This window comes from Mycolicibacter hiberniae, from assembly GCF_010729485.1.
GTDB lineage: Bacteria > Actinomycetota > Actinomycetes > Mycobacteriales > Mycobacteriaceae > Mycobacterium > Mycobacterium hiberniae.
The window spans coordinates 4,035,792-4,054,792 of record NZ_AP022609.1 but is presented as its reverse complement, the minus strand read 5'-3'; the positions used below and the strand labels follow the sequence as shown (position 1 = coordinate 4,054,792).

16 protein-coding genes are annotated in these 19,001 nt (G+C 70.1%); 10 read left to right on the top strand and 6 right to left on the bottom strand.

Annotation, left to right across the window (positions count from 1 at the left end):
* Positions 1–34 precede the first annotated feature (34 nt).
* The 3 genes from fdh to nrfD are packed head-to-tail and all read left to right on the top strand — an operon-like array spanning position 35 to position 5,333.
* The gene (fdh, locus tag G6N14_RS18855) at positions 35–3,319 is read left to right on the top strand and encodes a formate dehydrogenase (protein WP_085136272.1); all 3,285 of its coding nucleotides are present in this window, start codon (positions 35–37) and stop codon (positions 3,317–3,319) included.
* Positions 3,319–4,281 (top strand): 4Fe-4S dicluster domain-containing protein, encoded by a 963-nt coding sequence (locus G6N14_RS18850; protein WP_085136271.1) that lies wholly within the window; start codon positions 3,319–3,321, stop codon positions 4,279–4,281. The genes fdh and G6N14_RS18850 overlap by 1 nt, the downstream gene beginning before the upstream one ends.
* Positions 4,278–5,333, top strand: a complete 1,056-nt coding sequence (gene nrfD / locus G6N14_RS18845; RefSeq protein ID WP_085136270.1) for an NrfD/PsrC family molybdoenzyme membrane anchor subunit — start codon at positions 4,278–4,280, stop codon at positions 5,331–5,333. Before G6N14_RS18850 ends, nrfD begins: the two co-directional genes overlap by 4 nt.
* Here nrfD and G6N14_RS18840 read toward each other — a convergent pair.
* The 3 genes from G6N14_RS18840 to G6N14_RS18830 all read right to left on the bottom strand — a co-directional run bounded on the left by G6N14_RS18840 (position 5,317) and on the right by G6N14_RS18830 (position 8,835).
* Positions 5,317–6,432 carry a DUF4185 domain-containing protein gene (locus G6N14_RS18840; protein WP_085136269.1) on the bottom strand — a complete coding sequence of 372 codons (1,116 nt, stop codon included), beginning with the start codon at positions 6,430–6,432 and terminating at the stop codon, positions 5,317–5,319. The genes nrfD and G6N14_RS18840 overlap by 17 nt on opposite strands.
* Before the next feature lie 90 nt (positions 6,433–6,522).
* The gene (locus tag G6N14_RS18835) at positions 6,523–7,569 is read right to left on the bottom strand and encodes an aspartate-semialdehyde dehydrogenase (RefSeq protein ID WP_085136268.1); all 1,047 of its coding nucleotides are present in this window, start codon (positions 7,567–7,569) and stop codon (positions 6,523–6,525) included.
* The gene (locus G6N14_RS18830; RefSeq protein ID WP_085136267.1) at positions 7,570–8,835 is read right to left on the bottom strand and encodes an aspartate kinase; all 1,266 of its coding nucleotides are present in this window, start codon (positions 8,833–8,835) and stop codon (positions 7,570–7,572) included.
* A gap of 276 nt (positions 8,836–9,111) precedes the next feature.
* Between G6N14_RS18830 and leuA the strand changes: the two genes are divergently transcribed.
* Positions 9,112–10,929: a 2-isopropylmalate synthase gene (gene leuA, locus G6N14_RS18825; protein WP_085136266.1), complete on the top strand. Its 1,818-nt coding sequence runs from the start codon at positions 9,112–9,114 to the stop codon at positions 10,927–10,929.
* Positions 10,930–11,120: 191 nt separating this feature from the next.
* Here the strand turns inward: leuA and G6N14_RS18820 are convergent, their stop codons facing one another.
* Positions 11,121–12,110, bottom strand: coding sequence for a DEDDh family exonuclease (locus G6N14_RS18820; protein ID WP_085136265.1), 990 nt, complete (start codon positions 12,108–12,110; stop codon positions 11,121–11,123).
* A 110-nt stretch (positions 12,111–12,220) separates the two neighbouring features.
* On the opposite strand from G6N14_RS18820, the gene G6N14_RS18815 reads away from it, so the two are divergent.
* The 5 genes from G6N14_RS18815 to G6N14_RS18795 all read left to right on the top strand — a co-directional run bounded on the left by G6N14_RS18815 (position 12,221) and on the right by G6N14_RS18795 (position 17,104).
* Positions 12,221–13,447 (top strand): Mur ligase family protein, encoded by a 1,227-nt coding sequence (locus G6N14_RS18815; protein WP_085136264.1) that lies wholly within the window; start codon positions 12,221–12,223, stop codon positions 13,445–13,447.
* 56 nt (positions 13,448–13,503) lie between these two features.
* A complete protein-coding gene (locus G6N14_RS18810) occupies positions 13,504–14,205 on the top strand; it encodes a type 1 glutamine amidotransferase (RefSeq protein ID WP_085136263.1) in 702 nt (233 codons plus the stop codon).
* Between the two features lie 52 nt (positions 14,206–14,257).
* Complete coding sequence (locus tag G6N14_RS18805; protein WP_085136262.1) at positions 14,258–15,535, top strand: PucR family transcriptional regulator; 1,278 nt, start codon at positions 14,258–14,260, stop codon at positions 15,533–15,535.
* 107 nt (positions 15,536–15,642) lie between these two features.
* Positions 15,643–16,866, top strand: a complete 1,224-nt coding sequence (locus G6N14_RS18800) for an alkane 1-monooxygenase (protein ID WP_085136261.1) — start codon at positions 15,643–15,645, stop codon at positions 16,864–16,866.
* Positions 16,867–16,918: 52 nt separating this feature from the next.
* Positions 16,919–17,104 (top strand): rubredoxin, encoded by a 186-nt coding sequence (locus tag G6N14_RS18795; RefSeq protein WP_046316088.1) that lies wholly within the window; start codon positions 16,919–16,921, stop codon positions 17,102–17,104.
* A gap of 18 nt (positions 17,105–17,122) precedes the next feature.
* Here G6N14_RS18795 and recR read toward each other — a convergent pair whose 3' ends face one another.
* Together recR and G6N14_RS18785 are read right to left on the bottom strand one after the other, a co-directional pair.
* Positions 17,123–17,734, bottom strand: a complete 612-nt coding sequence (gene recR / locus G6N14_RS18790; protein ID WP_046316084.1) for a recombination mediator RecR — start codon at positions 17,732–17,734, stop codon at positions 17,123–17,125.
* Positions 17,735–18,070, bottom strand: coding sequence for a YbaB/EbfC family nucleoid-associated protein (locus G6N14_RS18785; RefSeq protein WP_085136260.1), 336 nt, complete (start codon positions 18,068–18,070; stop codon positions 17,735–17,737). It abuts the gene before it with no gap.
* A gap of 116 nt (positions 18,071–18,186) precedes the next feature.
* Here G6N14_RS18785 and G6N14_RS18780 point away from each other — a divergent pair, with 116 nt between their 5' ends.
* Positions 18,187–18,960, top strand: coding sequence for an Rv3717 family N-acetylmuramoyl-L-alanine amidase (locus G6N14_RS18780; protein ID WP_085136259.1), 774 nt, complete (start codon positions 18,187–18,189; stop codon positions 18,958–18,960).
* Positions 18,961–19,001: the final 41 nt, after the last annotated feature.

Below are 19,001 nucleotides of genomic sequence, written 5' to 3'. Positions count from 1 at the left end.
CGTCACGCGCAGTTCTGCGGACTACGCTACGGGGATGGCTCAGCGAAAATTCCTGGAGTGGCCGGTGATCCGGCAGCTGCGCACCGGCGACGTGTTCGGCCGCGGCCCGGCGGTGACCTCCGAGCAGACCCGCAGCGTTGCGCCGCGAACCGCGACCGCCGACCGGGTGGTCAGCAGCGTCTGCCCGTACTGCGCGGTGGGCTGCGGCCAGCGCGTCTACGTCAAAGACGAGAAGGTCGTGCAGATCGAGGGCGATCCGAACTCGCCGATCTCGCGCGGTCGGCTGTGCCCGAAAGGCGCGGCGAGCGAACAGTTGGTCAACTCACCGGGCCGCCAGGTCGCCGTGCTCTACCGGGCACCGCGCGCTACGCAGTGGCAGCCGCTGGAACTGGACACCGCGATCGACATGGTGGCCGACCGGTTCATCGCGTCGCGGCGCACCAAGTGGCAGGAGCACGACAGCGCGGGCCGGCCGCTGCGGCGCACCAGGGGCATCGCCTCGCTGGGCGGTGCGACCCTGGACAACGAAGAGAACTACGTCATCAAGAAACTCTTCACCGCCGCCGGCGTGATACAGATCGACAACCAAGCTCGTATTTGACACTCCGCCACGGTTCCCGGTCTGGGAGCCTCCTTCGGTCGCGGTGGCGCGACGCAATATCTGCAAGACATGGCGAATGCCGACTGCATCGTCATCCAGGGCTCGAACATGGCCGAATGCCATCCGGTGGGATTCCAGTGGGTGGAGGAGGCCAAGGCCCGCGGTGCGGTGGTGATCCATGTCGATCCGCGGTTCACCCGGACTTCGGCGGTGTGCGACAAGCACATCCCGATCCGGGCCGGCTCCGACGTGGTGCTGCTGGGTGCGCTGATCAACCACGTGCTCACCCACGACCTGTGGTTCCGTGACTACGTGCTCGCCTACACCAACGCCGCGACGCTGATCAGCGAGGACTTCCGCGACACCGAGGACCTGGGCGGGTTGTTCTCCGGGTTCGACCCCGAGACCGGGCAGTACGACCCGACGAGTTGGGCGTATCAGAGTCGCGATGACGGTGTCATCGGCTCCCCCGGCGGCGGCCACGAGCACGGCAGCAGCGCCTCGGCGCGCGCGGCCGGCGAGACACTCGGCGCTGCCGGCCCGCCGCTCGAACACCCCCGGGTACTGCGCGACGAAACCCTGCAGCACCCGCAGACGGTCTTCCAGATCCTCAAGCGGCACTATGCGCGCTACACCCCCGAGATGGTCCGCGAAGTCTGCGGCATCGACCCCGAGATGTTCGCCTACCTGGCCCGTGCGGTGACGGCCAACTCGGGACGCGAACGCACCACCTGCTTCGCCTACGCGGTCGGCTGGACACAACACACCCTGGGCGCCCAATACATTCGCACCGCCGCGATCCTGCAGCTGCTGTTGGGCAACGTGGGCCGGCCGGGCGGCGGGATCATGGCGCTGCGCGGCCATGCCAGCATTCAGGGCTCCACCGATATCCCCACCCTCTACGACATGCTGCCCGGCTATCTGCCGATGCCCAAGGCCGGGCGCGACGACACCCTCGGCCAATACCTGGACCGGGTCGGCTCGAAGGGCCAGAAGGGCTTTTGGGCCAACGCCGACGCCTATCTGGTCAGTCTGTTGCGGGCGTGGTGGGGCGACGCCGCGACCGCCGACAACGACTGGGCGTTCGACTACCTGCCGAAGCTGACCGGCGCTCACGGCACCTACCAGACCGTGACCGGCATGCTGGACGACGAGGTGGAGGGCTATTTCCTGCTCGGGCAGAACCCGGCCGTCGGTTCGGCCAACGGCCGCCAGCAGCGCCTGGGCATGTCGCATCTGAAGTGGCTGGTGGTGCGGGACCTGAACCTGATCGAGTCGGCCACCTGGTGGAAGGACGGCCCCGAGATCGCCTCCGGCGAACTGCGCACCGAAGACATCGAGACCGAGGTGTTCTTCCTGCCGGCGGCCAGCCACGTCGAGAAGGCCGGGACATTCACCCAGACCCAGCGCCTGCTGCAGTGGCGACACCAGGCCGTCGCACCCCCGGGCGACTGCATCAGCGAGCTGCAGTTCTTCGTCAGGCTGGGCAGCCGCATCCGCGAGAAGCTCGCCGCGTCGACCGATCCCCGGGACCGGCCGCTGCTGGATCTGGTCTGGGACTATCCCGTCGACGAGCACGGCGACCCCGACCCGGAATTCGTGCTGGCCGAAGTCAACGGGCGACAGTTGACGGGCCCGGATGCCGGTCGGTGCGTCTCGGGCTTCGCCGAGCTGCGCGCCGACGGATCCACGGCCGCCGGCTGCTGGATCTACGCCGGGGTCTACGCCGACGGTGTCAACCGGGCGGCCCGCCGGGTCCCCGGCGGCGGGCCGGGACCCAGCCAGTCGGAGTGGGGCTGGGCGTGGCCGGCCGATCGGCGGATCCTGTACAACCGGGCCTCGGCCGACCCCGCCGGGGTGCCGTGGAGCGAACGCAAACGCTACGTCTGGTGGGACGCCGAGCTGGGCCGCTGGGTGGGTCACGATGTGCCCGACTTCATCGTCGACCGCGCCCCGGGAGCGCGGCCCGACTCGGCCCTGGGCGGCCCGGACGCGCTGGCCGGCGACGACCCGTTCATCATGCAGTCCGACGGCAAGGGCTGGCTGTTCGCGCCCAAGGGGGTGGTGGACGGCCCGTTGCCCACCCACTACGAGCCGCAGGAGTCGCCGGTCGCCAACGCGGTCTACCACCAGCAGCGCAACCCCGCGCGAATCACCTTCCCGCGCAAGGACAATCTGACGGCTCCCAGCGCCGGGGAGCCGGGTGTGGATGTCTACCCGTACGTGTTCACCACCTACCGGCTCACCGAGCACCACACGGCCGGCGGCATGAGCCGCTGGCTGCCGTATCTGGCCGAACTCCAGCCGGAGATGTTCTGCGAGGTCTCCCCCGCGCTGGCCGCCGAACGGGGCCTGGAGAATTTCGGCTGGGCCACCATCGTTTCGCCGCGCGCGGCGATCGAGGCGCGGGTGCTGGTGACCGACCGGATGACACCGTTGATCGTCGGCGGTCATACCGTGCACCAGATCGGGCTGCCCTACCACTGGGGAGTCGGCGGGGATGCGATGGTCAGCGGCGACTCCGCCAACGATCTGCTGGGGGTGACCCTGGATCCCAACGTGCAGATCCAGGAATCCAAGGTCGGCGCGTGCGACATCCGCCCGGGCCGGCGCCCCCACGGGCAAGAGCTGCTGCACCTGATCGCCGAATACCAAAGCCGCTCCGGCACAACGCCGCAGACCGGCAATAATGCCATCGATCCGGAAGGGCGGGACTGATGGGACAACTGTCCGGGCCGACCGACCCGGCCGCCGACGCCCGGTGGTCGGCGCAACATGCACGCAAGGGGTTCTTCACCGACACGTCGATCTGTATCGGTTGCAAGGCCTGCGAAGTGGCGTGCAAGGAGTGGAACCACAACCCCCAGGACGGTCCGCTGGAGTTGCTCGGCTCGTCCTACGACAACACCGGCGCGCTGGGCGCCAGCACCTGGCGGCACGTGGCGTTCATCGAGCAGAACCGTGACCGCATCGAAGAGGCCAGGGAGTCCGGGCGCCGACTGATCAGCCTGGGCATGCCGAAGATGCCCGACACCACACCGGATCTCGCGCCGCCGGACACCGATCAGTTCCGCTGGCTGATGGCCTCGGACGTCTGCAAGCACTGCACGCACGCGGGCTGCCTGGATGTGTGCCCGACCGGTTCGCTGTTCCGCACCGAGTTCGGCACGGTGGTGGTGCAGGCCGACGTCTGCAACGGCTGCGGCAACTGCGTGCCGGCGTGCCCGTTCGGGGTGATCGAACGCCGCACCGACGGCACCGCCGCGCCGCGGACCGGCCGCGGCCCGGAACCGGTGCCCAACAGCGGCGTCGCCCAAAAGTGCACGCTGTGCTACGACCGGATGGTCGACGGAGCGCCGCCGGCCTGCGCGCAGACCTGCCCGACCCAGTCCATCCGGTTCGGCGACCACGACGACCTGGTCGAGCGGGCCCGGCAGCGGGTGGCCCAACTGCACGCCCAGGGCCGTACCGAGGCCCGGCTGTACGGGGCCAATGAGCATGACGGTGTGGGCGGCACCGGTTCGGTCTTCCTGCTGCTCGACGAGCCGGAGGTGTACGGGCTGCCGCCCGACCCGCGGGTGGGCACCGCCGACCTGCCGGCCATGCTCAAGCGATCGGCGATGGCGGCGGCGGGAATGCTGGCCGCCGCGGCCGTCGCCTTCTGGGGAGGACGCCGATGAGCGCGGTACCCGACGGGCCACGCCGCGGTGGCGGCAAACGCCGGCGCGGTGGCGGCGGGGACGGTGGCCGCGAGATGGCGATGGTTCCCGACGTGCAGTTCAGCTCCTACTACGGGCGCCCGGTGGTCAAGCCGGCACCGTGGTCCCATGAGATCGCCGCGTATCTGTTTCTGGGCGGCGTGGCGGGCGGATCCGGCCTGCTGGCCGCCGGCGCCCAACTCACCGGCCGAAAGGTGTTGCGGCGCAACGCCCGGCTGTCCGCCCTCGGCGCGATCGGGCTGAGCACGGCCGCCCTGATCAGCGACCTGGGCCGTCCGGAGCGCTTCGTGAACATGCTGCGCACCATCAAGTTGACCTCACCGATGAGCATGGGCTCATGGATCCTGTCGGCGTTCGGCGCGGGCACCGCCGTGGCGGCCGCCGCCGAGGTGGATCGGCTGACCGGCCGGCGACTGCCCCTGGGCCCGCTGCGCGCCGCACTTCGGGCCGCGGAGGGACCGGCCGGGCTGGAGGCCGCGGTGTTCGCCGCACCGCTGGCCGTCTACACCGCGGTGTTGCTCGGCGACACCGCGACCCCGACCTGGCACGGCGCGCACCGCGACCTGCCGTTCGTGTTCGTCAGCTCGGCCGGCCTGGCCTCCGGCGGTCTGGCCATGCTGACCACGCCGGTGCGCGAGGCCGGGCCGGCGCGGCGACTGGCGGTGCTCGGGGTGCTCGGCGATCTCATCGCGACGCGCGCCATGGAACACCGGATGGACCCGACCGCCGCCGAGCCGCTGCGGCGCGGCCGCCCCGGGGCGATGCTGCGGTGGAGTGAACGGCTGGCGATCGCCGGCGGTGTCGGGACGCTGGTGGGCGGGCGGCGCCGCGGCCTTGCGGCGCTCTCAGGTCTGGCGCTGCTGGGCGCATCGGCGCTGACCCGGGTCGGGATCTTCGAGGCCGGCATGGCCTCGGCGAAGGACCCGCGCTACACCATCGAGCCGCAGAAGCGCCGGCTGGCGGCGCGCCGTGCGGCGGGCATCACCGGGGACTCGATCACGACGGCGGACTGACCGACCAGGGCTTGAACGGGTTGACCGCGAACTGGACGACCCGATAGGGCGCCCGGTCCCGCGGCTGGGTGTTCCACTGGCTGACGAACACCCGCAGCTCGTCCAGCGTCGATCCCGGGGAGATGTAGCCGCCGTAGGGCTGGGCCAGGCGGTTGTCGAACGGTGACGGCAGGGTCTCCACGGGCACCGGCGGATCCGGCCACTCGGCATGCTGCACCACCGTGGTCACCGGGGCGGTGCCCAGCCCGGTCGGCTCGTAGGCGACCCGCACCTCCATGTTGCCGGTGGTGCCGTTGAAGTAGGACAGCACCGGCTTGCCGTCGACCTGGCGCAGACTGAGCTCACCGATCTGGTCATTCCACAGCCGTGTGGGCGGATGTCCCCAGCCCGCGCTCGCCGACCAGCCCTGCCAGGCGCTGCGGTCGGTGAACCGGGCCGGGGCGACCCGGTAGAGCGTCACCGCGGCACTACGGTCGAAGTTGTTGGCGACGATGTACACCCAGCCGGTGGCCGAGTCCGGCGTCGGGACCGGGTCGTAGTAGCCGCTGATCTGGGACTGGCCGTGATCCTGATAGGAGGCGGGTCGCACCGATCCGGGCACCGTCTGCCAACCCGGTTGCGCCGGATCGGCTTTCACCAGCCGCGAGCTCTGCGGTACCAACGTCTTCGCGGTGGTCACCAGCAGATAGTTGGTCCGGTTGATCGACACGATCCCGGCCGGCAGCTGGGTTGCGCCCACGGGCGCCTGGTCGGCGAGCAGCGGCTTGTCCACCCCCAGCACCCCGGTGTAGCGCACTCCGGCGGGGTCATCCACCGAGTCGGGGTCGGCGCGCAGCGCGATCGGCGAATACCAGCCGCCGTAGCCCACGCCCTGCCCGGCAAAACTGTCCCCGCAGATCTGCAGCACCGCGCTGGGGAACTCCATGAACTCGCACAGGTCGGTGGCGCCGATCCCGTAATCGCCGGTGGGGGTGCCGGTTCCGGCGGTGGGGCCGATACGCACCACTTGGCCCTCGGCGAGCGGCCACAGCACCGGACGTGGGATGGGTGCGGGCGGCTCGGCGTGCGCCGTCGCGGGCAGCGCCAACAGCAGTGCCATCACCGCCGATGACGCCGAGCGTGTATTCAGCCCGAATAATCCTGGAGAATTTCGGGCTGAGTACACGTTCGGCGCCTGGGGGGAGCCGCGTTAGGAGCCTGAAGCCTCAGCCAGCAGCTCGGCGATCTGAATCGTGTTGAGCGCCGCGCCCTTACGCAAGTTGTCCCCGGAGACGAACAGCGCCAGACCACGCCCGTCGGGAGCGCCCGGGTCAACCCGGATCCGGCCCACCAGCGAGTCGTCGGCGCCGGCGGCGGCCAACGGGGTCGGCACGTCGGTCACCGTCACACCCGGAGCCTGGGCCAGCAGCTCAGTGGCGCGCTGCGGCGACAGCGGCCGGGCGAACTCGGCGTTGATCGACAGCGAGTGGCCGGTGAACACCGGCACCCGGACACAGGTGCCGCTGACCAAAAGCTCGGGGATACCGAGGATCTTGCGGCTCTCGTAGCGCAGCTTCTGGTCCTCGTCGGTCTCGCCCGAGCCGTCGTCGACCAGTGCACCCGCCAGCGCCACCACGTTGAACGCGATCGGAGCGACGTACTTGTTGGGTGCCGGGAAATCGACCGCGCCACCGTCGTGCACCAGCTGCTCGGCGCCGTCGAGCACCGCCCGGACCTGGGTCGCCAGCTCCTGCACGCCGGCCAGCCCGCTGCCCGAGACCGCCTGGTAGGTGGAGACGATCAGGCGGGTCAGGCCGGCCTCGTCGTGCAGCGGCTTGAGCACGGGCATCGCCGCCATCGTGGTGCAGTTCGGGTTGGCGATGATGCCCTTGGGCAACGTCTTGCCGCGCACGTCCCGGTCGAAGTTCACCTCCGAGACCACCAGCGGTACCTCGGGGTCCTTGCGCCACGCCGACGAGTTGTCGACCACCGTGGCCCCGGCGGCGGCGAACCGCGGTGCCTGCACCCGCGACATGGTCGCCCCGGCGGAGAACAGCGCGATGTCCAGCCCGGCCGGGTCGGCGGTCTCGGCGTCCTCGACCTCGATCTCGGCGCCCCGGAATGCCAGCTTGCGCCCGGCCGAGCGGGCCGAGGCGAAGAACCGCACCTCTTCGGCCGGGAAGTTGCGCTCCTCGAGCAGGGCGCGCATCACCTGGCCGACCTGGCCGGTGGCACCGACCACACCGATGGCGACCATTTAGCGCCCCGTCCCGCCGTAGACGGTGGCCGCCTCGTCGCTGCCGAGCGCGAACGCCTCGTGCAGGGCGACGACGGCCTTGTCCAGATCGTCCTCGGCGCACAGCACCGAGATCCGGATCTCGGAGGTGGAGATCAAGTCGATGTTGACCCCGTTGTCGGCCAGCGTCTCGCAGAACGTGGCTGTGACGCCCGGGTGGCTGCGCATCCCCGCGCCGATCAGCGACACCTTGCCCACCTTGGCGTCGTAGAGCACCTCGGCGAAGCCGATCTCGCTCTTGAGCGACTCCAGCTTGGCCACCGCGGCCGGGCCGCTGTCGCGGGGGCAGGTGAAGGTGATGTCGGTCTTGCCGTCCTCGACCTTGGAGACGTTCTGCAACACCATGTCGATGTTGATGTCGGCGTCGGCGACAGCCCGGAAGATCTTGGCGGCGTAGCCGGGCAGGTCGGGGATGCCGACCACGGTCACCTTGGCTTCGCTGCGGTCGTGCGCGACTCCGGTCAGGATGGCGTCTTCCATGGGGATGTCCTTGATCGATCCGGAAACGATGGTGCCGGGCTTGTCCGAGTAGGAGGACCGGACGTGGATGGGCAGGTGGTAGCGGCGGGCATATTCCACGCAGCGCAGCATGAGCACCTTGGCGCCGCAGGCGGCGAGTTCGAGCATCTCCTCGAAGGTGACGGCGTCGAGGCGCTTGGCGTTGGGCACGATGCGCGGGTCGGCGCTGAAGATGCCGTCCACATCGGTGTAGATCTCGCAGACGTCGGCGTGCAGCGCCGCGGCCAGGGCCACCGCGGTGGTGTCCGAGCCGCCGCGGCCCAACGTGGTGACGTCCTTGGTGTCCTGGCTGACGCCCTGGAAGCCGGCGACCAGCACCACCTGGTCCTCACCGAGCGCGGCCTGCAGCCGGCCCGGCGTGACGTCGATGATCTTGGCCTTGCCGTGGGCCCCGGTGGTGATGACGCCGGCCTGCGAGCCGGTGAAGGACCGCGCGTTGCAGCCCAGCTCCTCCACGGCCATCGCCACCAGCGCATTGGAGATCCGCTCCCCGGCGGTCAGCAACATGTCCAGCTCACGGGCCGGCGGCGCGGAGCAGACCTGCTGCGCCAGGTCCAGCAGGTCGTCGGTGGTGTCGCCCATCGCCGAACAGACCACCACGACCTCGTTGCCGGCCCTTTTGGTCTCGACGATGCGCTCGGCGACCCGACGAACCCGGTCGGCGTCGGCCACCGACGATCCGCCGTATTTCTGCACGACGAGCGCCACGGTCGTCCTTTCCGCCGATTTGACTGATCGGGCCGCTATAACCTCAACAAGGATAGGGGAAGCATTCCGCCCGCTCACTCGGCCTCCGGAGCGGCATCGTGCGAGGACATCGCGCCGGGGCCGCGCCGTCGGCGTGTAAACTCTTTCACGTGCTGCGCGCGCTCCTGCTCGGACGCCGCGACGGGGTCTGACCAGGACCGGCTTCCCGTCGCGGGTTTCGCCGATGCGCCGGTCTGAGTCTTTTTGGACAAGCCCTCACAAGCCGGAGCGAAAATCGTGACCACCTATTCCACCCCCTCGAGCCCGGACGCCTTCACGTCCGCGCGCGCCATCACCCAACCCGCGGGGCCGCGCGCCCCAGGCCAGCCCGTCTGGAACCCCCAGCGCGGTTCTGCCATGCCCGTCAACCGCTATCGCAGCTTCGCCGACGAGGTCGAGCCGATCACCCTGCCGGACCGCACCTGGCCCGACCGGGTCATCGATCGCGCCCCGCTGTGGTGTGCGGTCGACCTGCGCGACGGCAACCAGGCCCTGATCGACCCGATGAGCCCGGCCCGCAAACGCCGGATGTTCGATCTGCTGGTCGCCATGGGCTACAAGGAGATCGAGGTCGGCTTCCCGTCGGCCAGCCAGACCGACTTCGACTTCGTCCGCGGGATCATCGAGACCGGCGCGGTACCCGACGACGTCACCCTGCAGGTGCTGACCCAGTGCCGCGACGAGCTCATCGAGCGCACCTTCGAGGCCTGCGCGGGCGCGAAGAACGTGATTGTGCACTTCTACAACTCGACGTCGGTCCTGCAGCGCCGGGTGGTGTTCCGCGCCGACCAGGCAGCGGTGCAGGCCATCGCAGTGGCCGGGGCGCGCAAGTGCCTGGAGGAAGCAGCCAAGTACCCCGACACCCGGTGGCGCTATGAGTATTCGCCGGAGTCCTACACCGGAACCGAGCTCGAATACGCCAAGGCGGTCTGTGACGCGGTGGGCGATGTGATCGAGCCGACGCCGGACAACCCGATCATCTTCAACCTGCCGGCAACGGTGGAGATGGCCACGCCGAACGTCTACGCCGACTCGATCGAGTGGATGAGCCGCAACCTCAAGCGCCGGGACAGCGTGATCTTGAGCCTGCACCCGCACAACGACCGCGGCACCGCCGTGGCCGCCGCGGAACTGGGCTACCAGGCCGGCGCCGACCGGATCGAGGGCTGCCTGTTCGGCAACGGCGAACGCACCGGCAACGTCTGCCTGGTGACGCTGGGCCTGAACATGTTCTCCCGCGGTGTGGACCCGCAGATCGACTTCTCCAACATCGACGAGATCCGCCGCACGGTCGAGTACTGCAACCAGCTGGGCGTGCCCGAGCGCCACCCCTACGGAGGCGACCTGGTCTACACGGCGTTCTCCGGCAGTCACCAGGACGCCATCAACAAGGGCCTGGACCAGATGAAGTTCGACGCCGACGCCGCGGACTCCGACGTCGACGACATGCTCTGGCAGGTGCCCTACCTGCCGATCGACCCCCGCGATGTGGGCCGCACCTACGAGGCGGTGATCCGGGTCAACTCGCAGTCCGGCAAGGGCGGCGTGGCGTATGTGATGAAGACCGATCACGGGCTGGTGCTGCCGCGCCGGCTGCAGATCGAGTTCTCCAAGGTGATCCAGCAACTGACCGACGGGGAGGGCGGCGAGGTCACCCCCAAACAGATGTGGGACGCCTTCGCCGAGGAGTACCTCAACCCGATCCGGCCGCTGGAGCGGATGCACCAGAAGCTGACCGCCGCCGAGACCGACGACGGCATCGACCGCATCGAGGCCGTGGTCAAGGTCGACGGCGAGGAGACCACCATCACCGGGGCGGGCAATGGCCCGCTGGCCGCGTTCGTCGACGCGCTGAGTCACGTCGGCGTGGTCGTGCACGTGCTGGACTACTCCGAGCACGCGATGAGTGCCGGCGAGGAAGCCCAGGCCGCGGCCTACGTGGAGGCGCGAGTCGGCGACAACACCGTCTGGGGCGTCGGGATCGCACCGTCGATCACCACCGCGTCGCTGCGGGCGGTGGTCTCCGCGGTGAACCGGGCCGCCCGGCTCGGCTGAAGTTCCCCTCGCCACATCCGCCCCACGGGCAACCGCGGATCGGATGGGTGACGTGCGCCCACCTCTGAGCGACAACGGACCGCAACGGCGACGGTTGCCGGGTTGTCGCTCAGAGGCGGGCACGCGCATTGCGCCCGCCAGCGCTGACAGTCAAGGCGGAAGCGGCTGCAGTGACGGACGGGGAAGTTGCGTCAGAACAGCGAAATCTGCTCGCCGGTCGCACCGGCGTCGACGAACTCCTCGATGCCGGTGCCGTCGACCACCCGCTCGACGCAGGCCATGAAGTCGCGGTCGGAGACCGTCGGCACACCGAGCGCACGCGCCAGGTAGCCCTTGCCCTGCTCGGGCCGCTCCTCGTTGCAGATCACCAGCGAGGTGTGGGCATCGACGACGTCGCTGTAGGCAAGGCCGGCATGCAGGATGCGTTCCACGAGTTCCTCGTGGGTGCGGGTGCACTCCGCAGACAGCGCCACCCGCATGCCCTGCACCAGCGGGCGTCCCCGCACGTAGCGGCCCGGGTTGAGGTACGCGCACGGCATCCGTGAGGCCAGTGCCTTCAGGGGCCGCAGTTCGTCGTGGGTGATCCGGCCGTTGGGCCAGCGGCGGCGGGTCACCGGCCGCACCGGCAGCCACACGTCGCGTTCCCGGGCGCGCTGCAGCGCGGGCTGGAGCACCCCGGCCAGCACCCGGGCGTCATCGAGTGCGTCATGCGCCCGGGTCGCGACCACGCCCCAGTGCGCGGCCAGCGTCTGCAACCGCAGGTTGGGCAGACCCAGATCCAGTCGGCGGGCCAGCTCCAGAGTGCACATCACCGAGTCGACGGGCAGTTCGGCACCGGCCATCTCGGCTTCGGCCGCCAGGAACGTGTAGTCGAACGTCACGTTGTGGGCCACCAGGGTGCGCCCCGGCAGCAGTGCCGCGACCTCGTCGACGACGTCGGCGAATCGTGGCTGCCCCGCCAGCATTTCGGCGGTCAGCCCGTGCACATGGGTGGGACCCGGATCGGTTCCGGGGTTCACCAGATGTGACACCGAATGTTCCACCCGGCCCTGCGGGTCGAGCACCAGCGCGGCGAGGCTGAGCACCCGGGCCTGCCCGGGCCGAAAGCCCGATGTCTCGACGTCGACAACCACCCAACCGTCGCCGGATTCGCGGACCGGGCGGCCCCACCGAGCACTCATGTGACGAGGATGGCATGACCGGGGGTCCCAGACGGAGCGCCGCCGCCCGTGTCGCCGCTCGAACTGCCCGGCGCACGCGCCGCGCTTGCCGCCACCCTAAAATCGCTGCCATGATCACCGCCCGCGGACGCATGGCGCTGGCCGCCGGGGCGAGCGCCCGGTGGGCGTCGCGGGTGACCGGGCGCGGGGCCGGCGCGATGATCGGCGGACTGGTCGCCATGACTCTGGACCGCTCGATCCTGCGCCAGCTCGGGACGGGGCGGCGCACCGCCATCGTCACCGGCACCAACGGCAAGTCGACCACCACCCGCATGCTGGCCGCCGCCCTGCAGGACCTGGGCGCGGTGGCCACCAATGCCGAGGGCGCCAACATGGACGCCGGGCTGGTGGCGGCGCTGGCCGCCGACCGGGGCGCGCAACTGGCGGCGCTCGAAGTCGACGAGATGCATGTCCCGCACGTCGCCGATGCGGTGTCACCGGCCGTGGTGGTGCTGCTCAACCTGTCGCGGGACCAGCTGGACCGCGTCGGCGAGATCAACGCCGTGGAACGCGCCCTGCGCACGGGGCTGGCCCGTCACCCGCAGACCGTGGTGGTCGCCAACTGCGATGACGTCCTGATGGCCTCGGCCGCCTACGACTGCCCCAACGTGGTCTGGGTCTCCGCACGCGCCGGCTGGTCCGGCGACTCAGTCAGCTGCCCGCGCAGCGGCGAGGTGATCGACCGCCGCGAGGAGCACTGGCGCTCGACGGGCAGTGAGTTCAGCCGCCCCACCCCGCAGTGGTGGTTCGACGACGACTCCCTGTACGGGCCGGACGGGCTGGTGCTGCCGATGCATCTGGCGCTGCCCGGCACCGTCAACCGCGGTAACGCCACCCAGGCCGTCGCGGCCGCGGTAGCGCTGGGCGCCGATCCGGCCAAAGCGGTGGCGGCGGTGTCCGCGGTCCACGAGGTGGCCGGCCGCTACCGCAGCATCCAGGTGGGCGACCACACCGTGCGGATGCTGCTGGCCAAGAACCCGGCCGGTTGGCAAGAGGCCCTGTCGATGGTCGACAAGCATGCCGCCGGGGTGGTGATCGCCGTCAACGGGCAGGTACCCGACGGCGAAGACCTCTCGTGGCTGTGGGACGTCCGTTTCGAACACTTCGAGGACACCACCGTGGTGGCGGCCGGCGAGCGCGGCACCGATCTGGCGGTGCGGCTCGGCTATGCCGGGGTGGCGCACACGCTGGTGCACGACACCCTGGCGGCGATCGCGTCGTGCCCACCCGGGCCGGTCGAGGTGGTCGCCAACTACACCGCGTTCCTGCAGTTGCAGCGGAGGCTGGGCAATGGCTAGACCGGCGCCGACGATGCAGAGCGCAGCGATGAGGAGGAGGCGGCGCAATTAGCACCGTGCGGATCGGGCTGGTGCTGCCCGACGTGATGGGCACCTACGGCGACGGGGGCAACGCCGTGGTGCTGCGACAGCGACTGCTGCTGCGCGGCATCCCCGCCGAGATCGTCGAGATCACCCTGGCCGACCCGGTGCCCGAATCCTTGGACCTCTACACCCTGGGCGGCGCCGAGGATTACGCGCAGCGGCTGGCAACCCGGCATCTGATCACCCACCCGGGGTTGCAGCGCGCGGCCGCGCGCGGCGCGCCGGTGCTGGCGATCTGCGCGGCGATCCAGGTGCTCGGGCACTGGTATGAGACCTCGGCCGGGGAACGGGTCGACGGGGTCGGGTTGCTCGACGTGACCACCTCGCCGCAGGAGTCGCGCAGCATCGGCGAAGTGGTCGCCACCCCGCTGCTGGCGGGGTTGAGCGCTCCGCTGACCGGGTTCGAGAACCATCGCGGCGGCACGGTGCTGGGGCCGGACGCCGCGCCGCTGAGTGCGGTCACCAAGGGTGCCGGAAACCGGGACGGCGACGGTTACGACGGTGCGGTGCAGGGCAGCGTCGTGGCCACCTATCTGCACGGCCCGTGCCTGGCCCGTAACCCCGAACTGGCGGATCTGCTGCTGTCGAAGGTGGTCGGCGACCTGCCCGCCCTGGAGCTGCCGGAAGTGGACCTGCTGCGCCGGGAACGGCTGGCCGCACCCCGGCGGGTCTAGCCCGCATCGCCCGGCACGTTGCAATCGCCGAGCCGGCGACTACGGTCTGGCTATGGCCGCTCCCACCGACGACGCGAACGTCGCCGAGGCCGCGATCGCCATCTCGCAGCGCCTCTACGATCGCCTGGGCGAGACCATCGCGGTGATCGAGGATCTGGTTGCCAAGCAGTCGCCGGACCTGACCAGCGACTCGTCGCTGCTGCAACTGCTGCATGAGACCGTGGCGGCCAATGTCGAGGCGTACTTCTCGGCGATCCGCCACAACATCCCGGTCACCGAGATCGCCGCCCCCGCAGTCGCTCTGGAGCATGCCCGCCGGCTGGCCCAGCGCGGGGTGCCGGTCAACGCCTTGGTGCGCGGCTACCGGCTGGGCCACTCGGTGGCGCTGCAACTGGTGCTGGCGGAGATCCGAGCCGCCGAGCTGGACCCCGATCTGAGTCTGAGCGTTCTCGGCAGCATGTCGACGCTGATGTTCGGCTATGTCGACGAGATGTCCCAACAGGTGTCCGCCGTATACCAGGCCGAGCGGGAACGCTGGCTGGAGAGCCGAAACGCCGTGCGCGCGTTGCGGGTCCGCGAAATCCTTGCCGCCGAGAGCCTCGACGTCGATGCCATGACCACCGCGATCCGCTACCCGCTGCGGCGCACGCACGTGGGGGTGGTGGTGTGGTATCCCGACTCCGCCGGCGACCGGCTGGCGGCAGCGGAGAGTTTCGTCAAGCAACTGGCCGACTCGCTGCCGGTGCGCGGGGCGCCGTTGTTCGTTCCGGCCGACAGCACCACCGGGTGGGCCTGGCTTCCGCTGCCATCGGCCGCCGAAGCCGATGTGGTGGAACAGATCCGGGCCTGCGCGCTCGCCGCGGACGACGAACCCTGGGTGTCCATCGGTGATCCGCTCGCCGGTGTCGAGGGTTTCCGTCGCTCGCACCAGCAGGCGATGGCGGCGCACCGGCTGGCCGTCGCCGCCGGCGAGCCCGCCGCTCGCGTCAGCGCCGCCGGCGACCCCGGACTGTCGGCCGCGGCGCTGCTCGGCGGTGAGAACCTGGCGGCCGCGCGGGCGTGGGTCGGTGAGGTGCTCGGCCCGCTGGCCTGCGCGACCGAGGGCGACGGCCGGCTGCGCGAGACTCTGCGGGTGTTCCTGCGGACTGGGTCCAGCTTCAAAGCGGCCGGCGAGCAGCTTCACCTGCATGTCAACACGGTGAAGTACCGGGTGCAGCGGGCGGTGGAGCGGCGCGGGCGCCCGATCGCCGAAGACCGTCTCGACGTCGAGATCGCCCTGCTGCTGTGCCAGTGGTATGGCGCTGCCGTGTTGTCCTCTGCGGACATATAGCCGGCCGAATTCCGGCTGCACGGGACGAGCGGCGCGGCCACGGCCCCCTCTAACGTCAGGGCATCCACCGGTGCGGTGGCGTGACCCAGGCGAAAGGGTGAACCGCGGTGAGTACCTACGTGGCCGGCGAGCCGGCGATCTGGCAGGACAAGAAGCGTCACCTGTGGCTGTTGGGCCTGATCACGCCCACCATGCTGTTCACCGTGCTGCCGCTGGTGTGGGCGATGAACCAGGCCGGCTGGCAGACCGCGTCGCAGATACTGCTGTGGGTCGGGCCGTTCCTGATCTACGTGCTGCTTCCGACTCTGGACCTCTGGATCGGCGCCGACGGGCAGAACCCGCCGGATGAGGTGATGGCGGCGCTGGAGGAGGACAAGTACTACCGCTACGCCACCTACGCCTACATCCCCTTCCAGTACGCCACCGCCATCTTCGGCGCCTACCTGTTCACCGCCTCGGACCTGGGCTGGCTGGGCTACGACGGCTCGCTGGGCTGGCTGGGCAAGATCGGGGTGGCGTTCACCGCGGCGACGGTGGCCGGGGTGGGCATCAACACCGCCCACGAGTTGGGCCACAAGCGCGAGAAGCTCGAGCGCTGGCTGGCCAAGATCACCTTGGCCCAGGTCTGCTACGGGCACTTCTACGTCGAGCACAACCGCGGCCATCACGTCCGCGTGGCCACCCCCGAAGACCCCGCGTCGGCGCGCTTCGGCGAGTCGTTCTGGGAGTTCCTGCCGCGCACCGTTGTCGGCGGTATCCGCTCGGCGTGGCAGCTGGAGGCGCAACGCATCCGCCGGACCGGCAAGAACCCGTGGAACCCCCGGACCTGGCCGGACAACGACGTGGTGAACGCGTTGGCGATGTCGGTGGTGTTCTGGGGCGTCATGATCGCGGTGTTCGGCGTCGCCCTGCTGCCCTACGTCGTGATCAACGCGGTCTACGGGGCCTCGCTGCTGGAGTCGGTGAACTACCTGGAGCACTACGGGCTGGTGCGGCAGAAGCGGGACAACGGCCGTTACGAGCGCTGCACACCGCAGCACAGCTGGAACTCCGACCACATCGTCACCAACCTGTTCCTCTACCACCTGCAGCGGCACAGCGATCACCACGCCAATCCGACCCGCCGCTACCAGACGCTGCGCAGTTTCGACGACTCGCCGAACCTGCCGGCCGGCTACGGAGCCCTGATCGGGGTGACGTACTTCCCGCCGCTGTGGCGCAGGCTGATGGACCACCGGGTGCTCGCGCACTACGACGGCGACATCACCCGGGCCAACATCTCGCCGCGCCGCCGGGAAGAGATCCTCGCCCGCTACCAGACAGTCCCCTGATGGCCGCATACCAGTGCCCGGGCTGCGGGTACGAATCGACGGGAGCGAACCGATGACCGACTACAAGCTGTTCCGGTGCCTGCAGTGCGGATTCGAATACGACGAGGCGCTGGGCTGGCCGGAGGACGGCATCGACCCCGGTACCCGCTGGGCCGACATCCCCGAGGACTGGAGCTGCCCGGACTGCGGTGCGGCCAAGGCCGATTTCGAGATGGTGGAAGTGGCCCGTCCCCGGTAGCGGCGAGCGGCCGGGGCGTCAGGCCATCGCGCGCCGGCCGGTAAAGGCCCGGCCCAGCGTCAACTCGTCGGCGAATTCCAGGTCACCGCCCATCGGCAGCCCGGACGCCAAACGCGTCACGGCCAAACCGGGGATGTCGCGCAGCACCCGCACCAGATAGGTGGCGGTGGCCTCGCCCTCGGTGTTGGGGTCGGTGGCGATGATCACCTCGCTGACGTCCACCCCGTCGATCCGCTCGCCGACCCGATTCAGCAGCTCGCGCACCCGCAGCTGCTCAGGGCCGATGCCGGAGAGCGGGTCCAGCGCACCGCCGAGCACGTGGTAGCGGCCGCGGAACTCCCGGGTTCGCTCGATGGCCGCCACGTCCTTGGGTTCCTCCACGACGCAGATCTGGGCGAAGTCGCGGCGCGGATCCCCGCAGATCCGGCAACGCTGCGCATCGGCGACATTGCCGCACACCTCGCAGAACTGCACGCCATCGCGGACCTTGGTCAGCACCGCGGTCAGCCGATCGATCTCCGGCGGCTCCACCGACAACAGGTGAAAGGCGATCCGCTGGGCGCTCTTGGGGCCGATGCCCGGCAGCTTGCCCAGCTCGTCGATCAGGTCCTGAACCGGACCCTCAAACACCTAGGCCCCCGGCATGCCGAGCGCGCCGCCCATGCCGCCGGCCAACGGCGACAGCCGCTGCTGGGCCAGCGTGTGCGCCTTTTTCGAGGCGTCGGCGAGCGCACCCACGATCAGGTCCTGCAGCGTCTCGATGTCGTCCGGGTCGACGACCTTCGGGTCGATCTGCACCGCAAGCACCTCGCCGCTGCCGTTGGCAGTGACTTTGACCAGGCCGCCGCCGGCTTCTCCGTGCACCTCGGTGGCGGCCAGCTCCTGCTGCGCCTGCAGCAGTCGCTGCTGCATCTGCTGAGCCTGGGCCAGCAGCGCCGACATGTCGGGCGGGCCTCCTGGTTGCATGACACTCCTTGCGTTGTGGTGAGCGCGGTCTCGACCGGGTTGCGGCTTGGTCTCAGCTCCGGGACCCGCTGCGTGTGAGAAACCCAGCGTAGTCGGCCTCAGCCTACGTTGGCGGCGTGCGCGTACCAGTTCTTGTCCGTGTCGGTATCGCGATCACCGCCGGCGTGGTGGTGGCCGCCGCGGTACCGAGCGCCCCGCTGGCTCCCTTGGCCTGGGCCGGTCCGGCCAATATCGCCGGGATGATCGTGTTCCTCGACCCCGGACACAGCGGCGGGGGCGACCCCGCGGCCCTGGCCCGCCAGGTGCCCAACGGCCGGGGCGGCACCAAGAACTGTCAGACCAGCGGCACCGCCACCAATTCCGGCTACCCCGAGCACAGCTTCGCCTGGGACACCACGCTGCGGATCCGGCAGGCACTCACCGCCCTGGGGGTTCGCACCGCGATGTCGCGGGGCGACGACAACGGCCCGGCGCCCTGCATCGACGCGCGCGCCGCGATGGCCAACTCCCTGCACCCCAACGCCATCGTGTCCATCCATGCCGACGGCGGGGCGCCCAGTGGCCGCGGTTTCCACGTCAACTACTCCGCACCGCCGCTCAACCCGGCACAGGAGGGCCCGGCGGTACGGTTCGCGCAGGTCATGCGGGGGCAGCTGCAGGCCGCCGGCATCCCCCCGGCCAACTACATCGGCTCCGACGGTCTCAAGGGGCGAGCCGACCTGGCCGGGCTGAACCTGGCCGAGTACCCGTCGATCCTGGTCGAGCTCGGCAACATGAAAAACGCTGCTGACGCCGCCCTGATGGAAAGCCCGGCGGGCCGGCAGCGCTACGCCGACGCCGTCGCGCGGGGCGTCGCCAGCTTTCTGAGCAGCCAAACGCTGATTCCCTGACCCGCGGCGGCGGTACGTGCACATCTGCCGATCCGCCGTTA

Bases quoted from the DNA above. Each gene is read 5' to 3' on its own strand.
- G6N14_RS18795 (WP_046316088.1), top strand. From the start codon at position 16,919: ATGACCGACTACAAGCTGTTCCGGTGCCTGCAGTGCGGATTCGAATAC.
- G6N14_RS18805 (WP_085136262.1), top strand. From the start codon at position 14,258: ATGGCCGCTCCCACCGACGACGCGAACGTCGCCGAGGCCGCGATCGCC.
- G6N14_RS18835 (WP_085136268.1), bottom strand. From the start codon at position 7,569: ATGGTCGCCATCGGTGTGGTCGGTGCCACCGGCCAGGTCGGCCAGGTG.
- G6N14_RS18815 (WP_085136264.1), top strand. From the start codon at position 12,221: ATGATCACCGCCCGCGGACGCATGGCGCTGGCCGCCGGGGCGAGCGCC.
- G6N14_RS18820 (WP_085136265.1), bottom strand. From the start codon at position 12,110: ATGAGTGCTCGGTGGGGCCGCCCGGTCCGCGAATCCGGCGACGGTTGG.
- G6N14_RS18785 (WP_085136260.1), bottom strand. From the start codon at position 18,070: ATGCAACCAGGAGGCCCGCCCGACATGTCGGCGCTGCTGGCCCAGGCT.
- G6N14_RS18840 (WP_085136269.1), bottom strand. From the start codon at position 6,432: ATGGCACTGCTGTTGGCGCTGCCCGCGACGGCGCACGCCGAGCCGCCC.
- G6N14_RS18850 (WP_085136271.1), top strand. From the start codon at position 3,319: ATGGGACAACTGTCCGGGCCGACCGACCCGGCCGCCGACGCCCGGTGG.
- nrfD (WP_085136270.1), top strand. From the start codon at position 4,278: ATGAGCGCGGTACCCGACGGGCCACGCCGCGGTGGCGGCAAACGCCGG.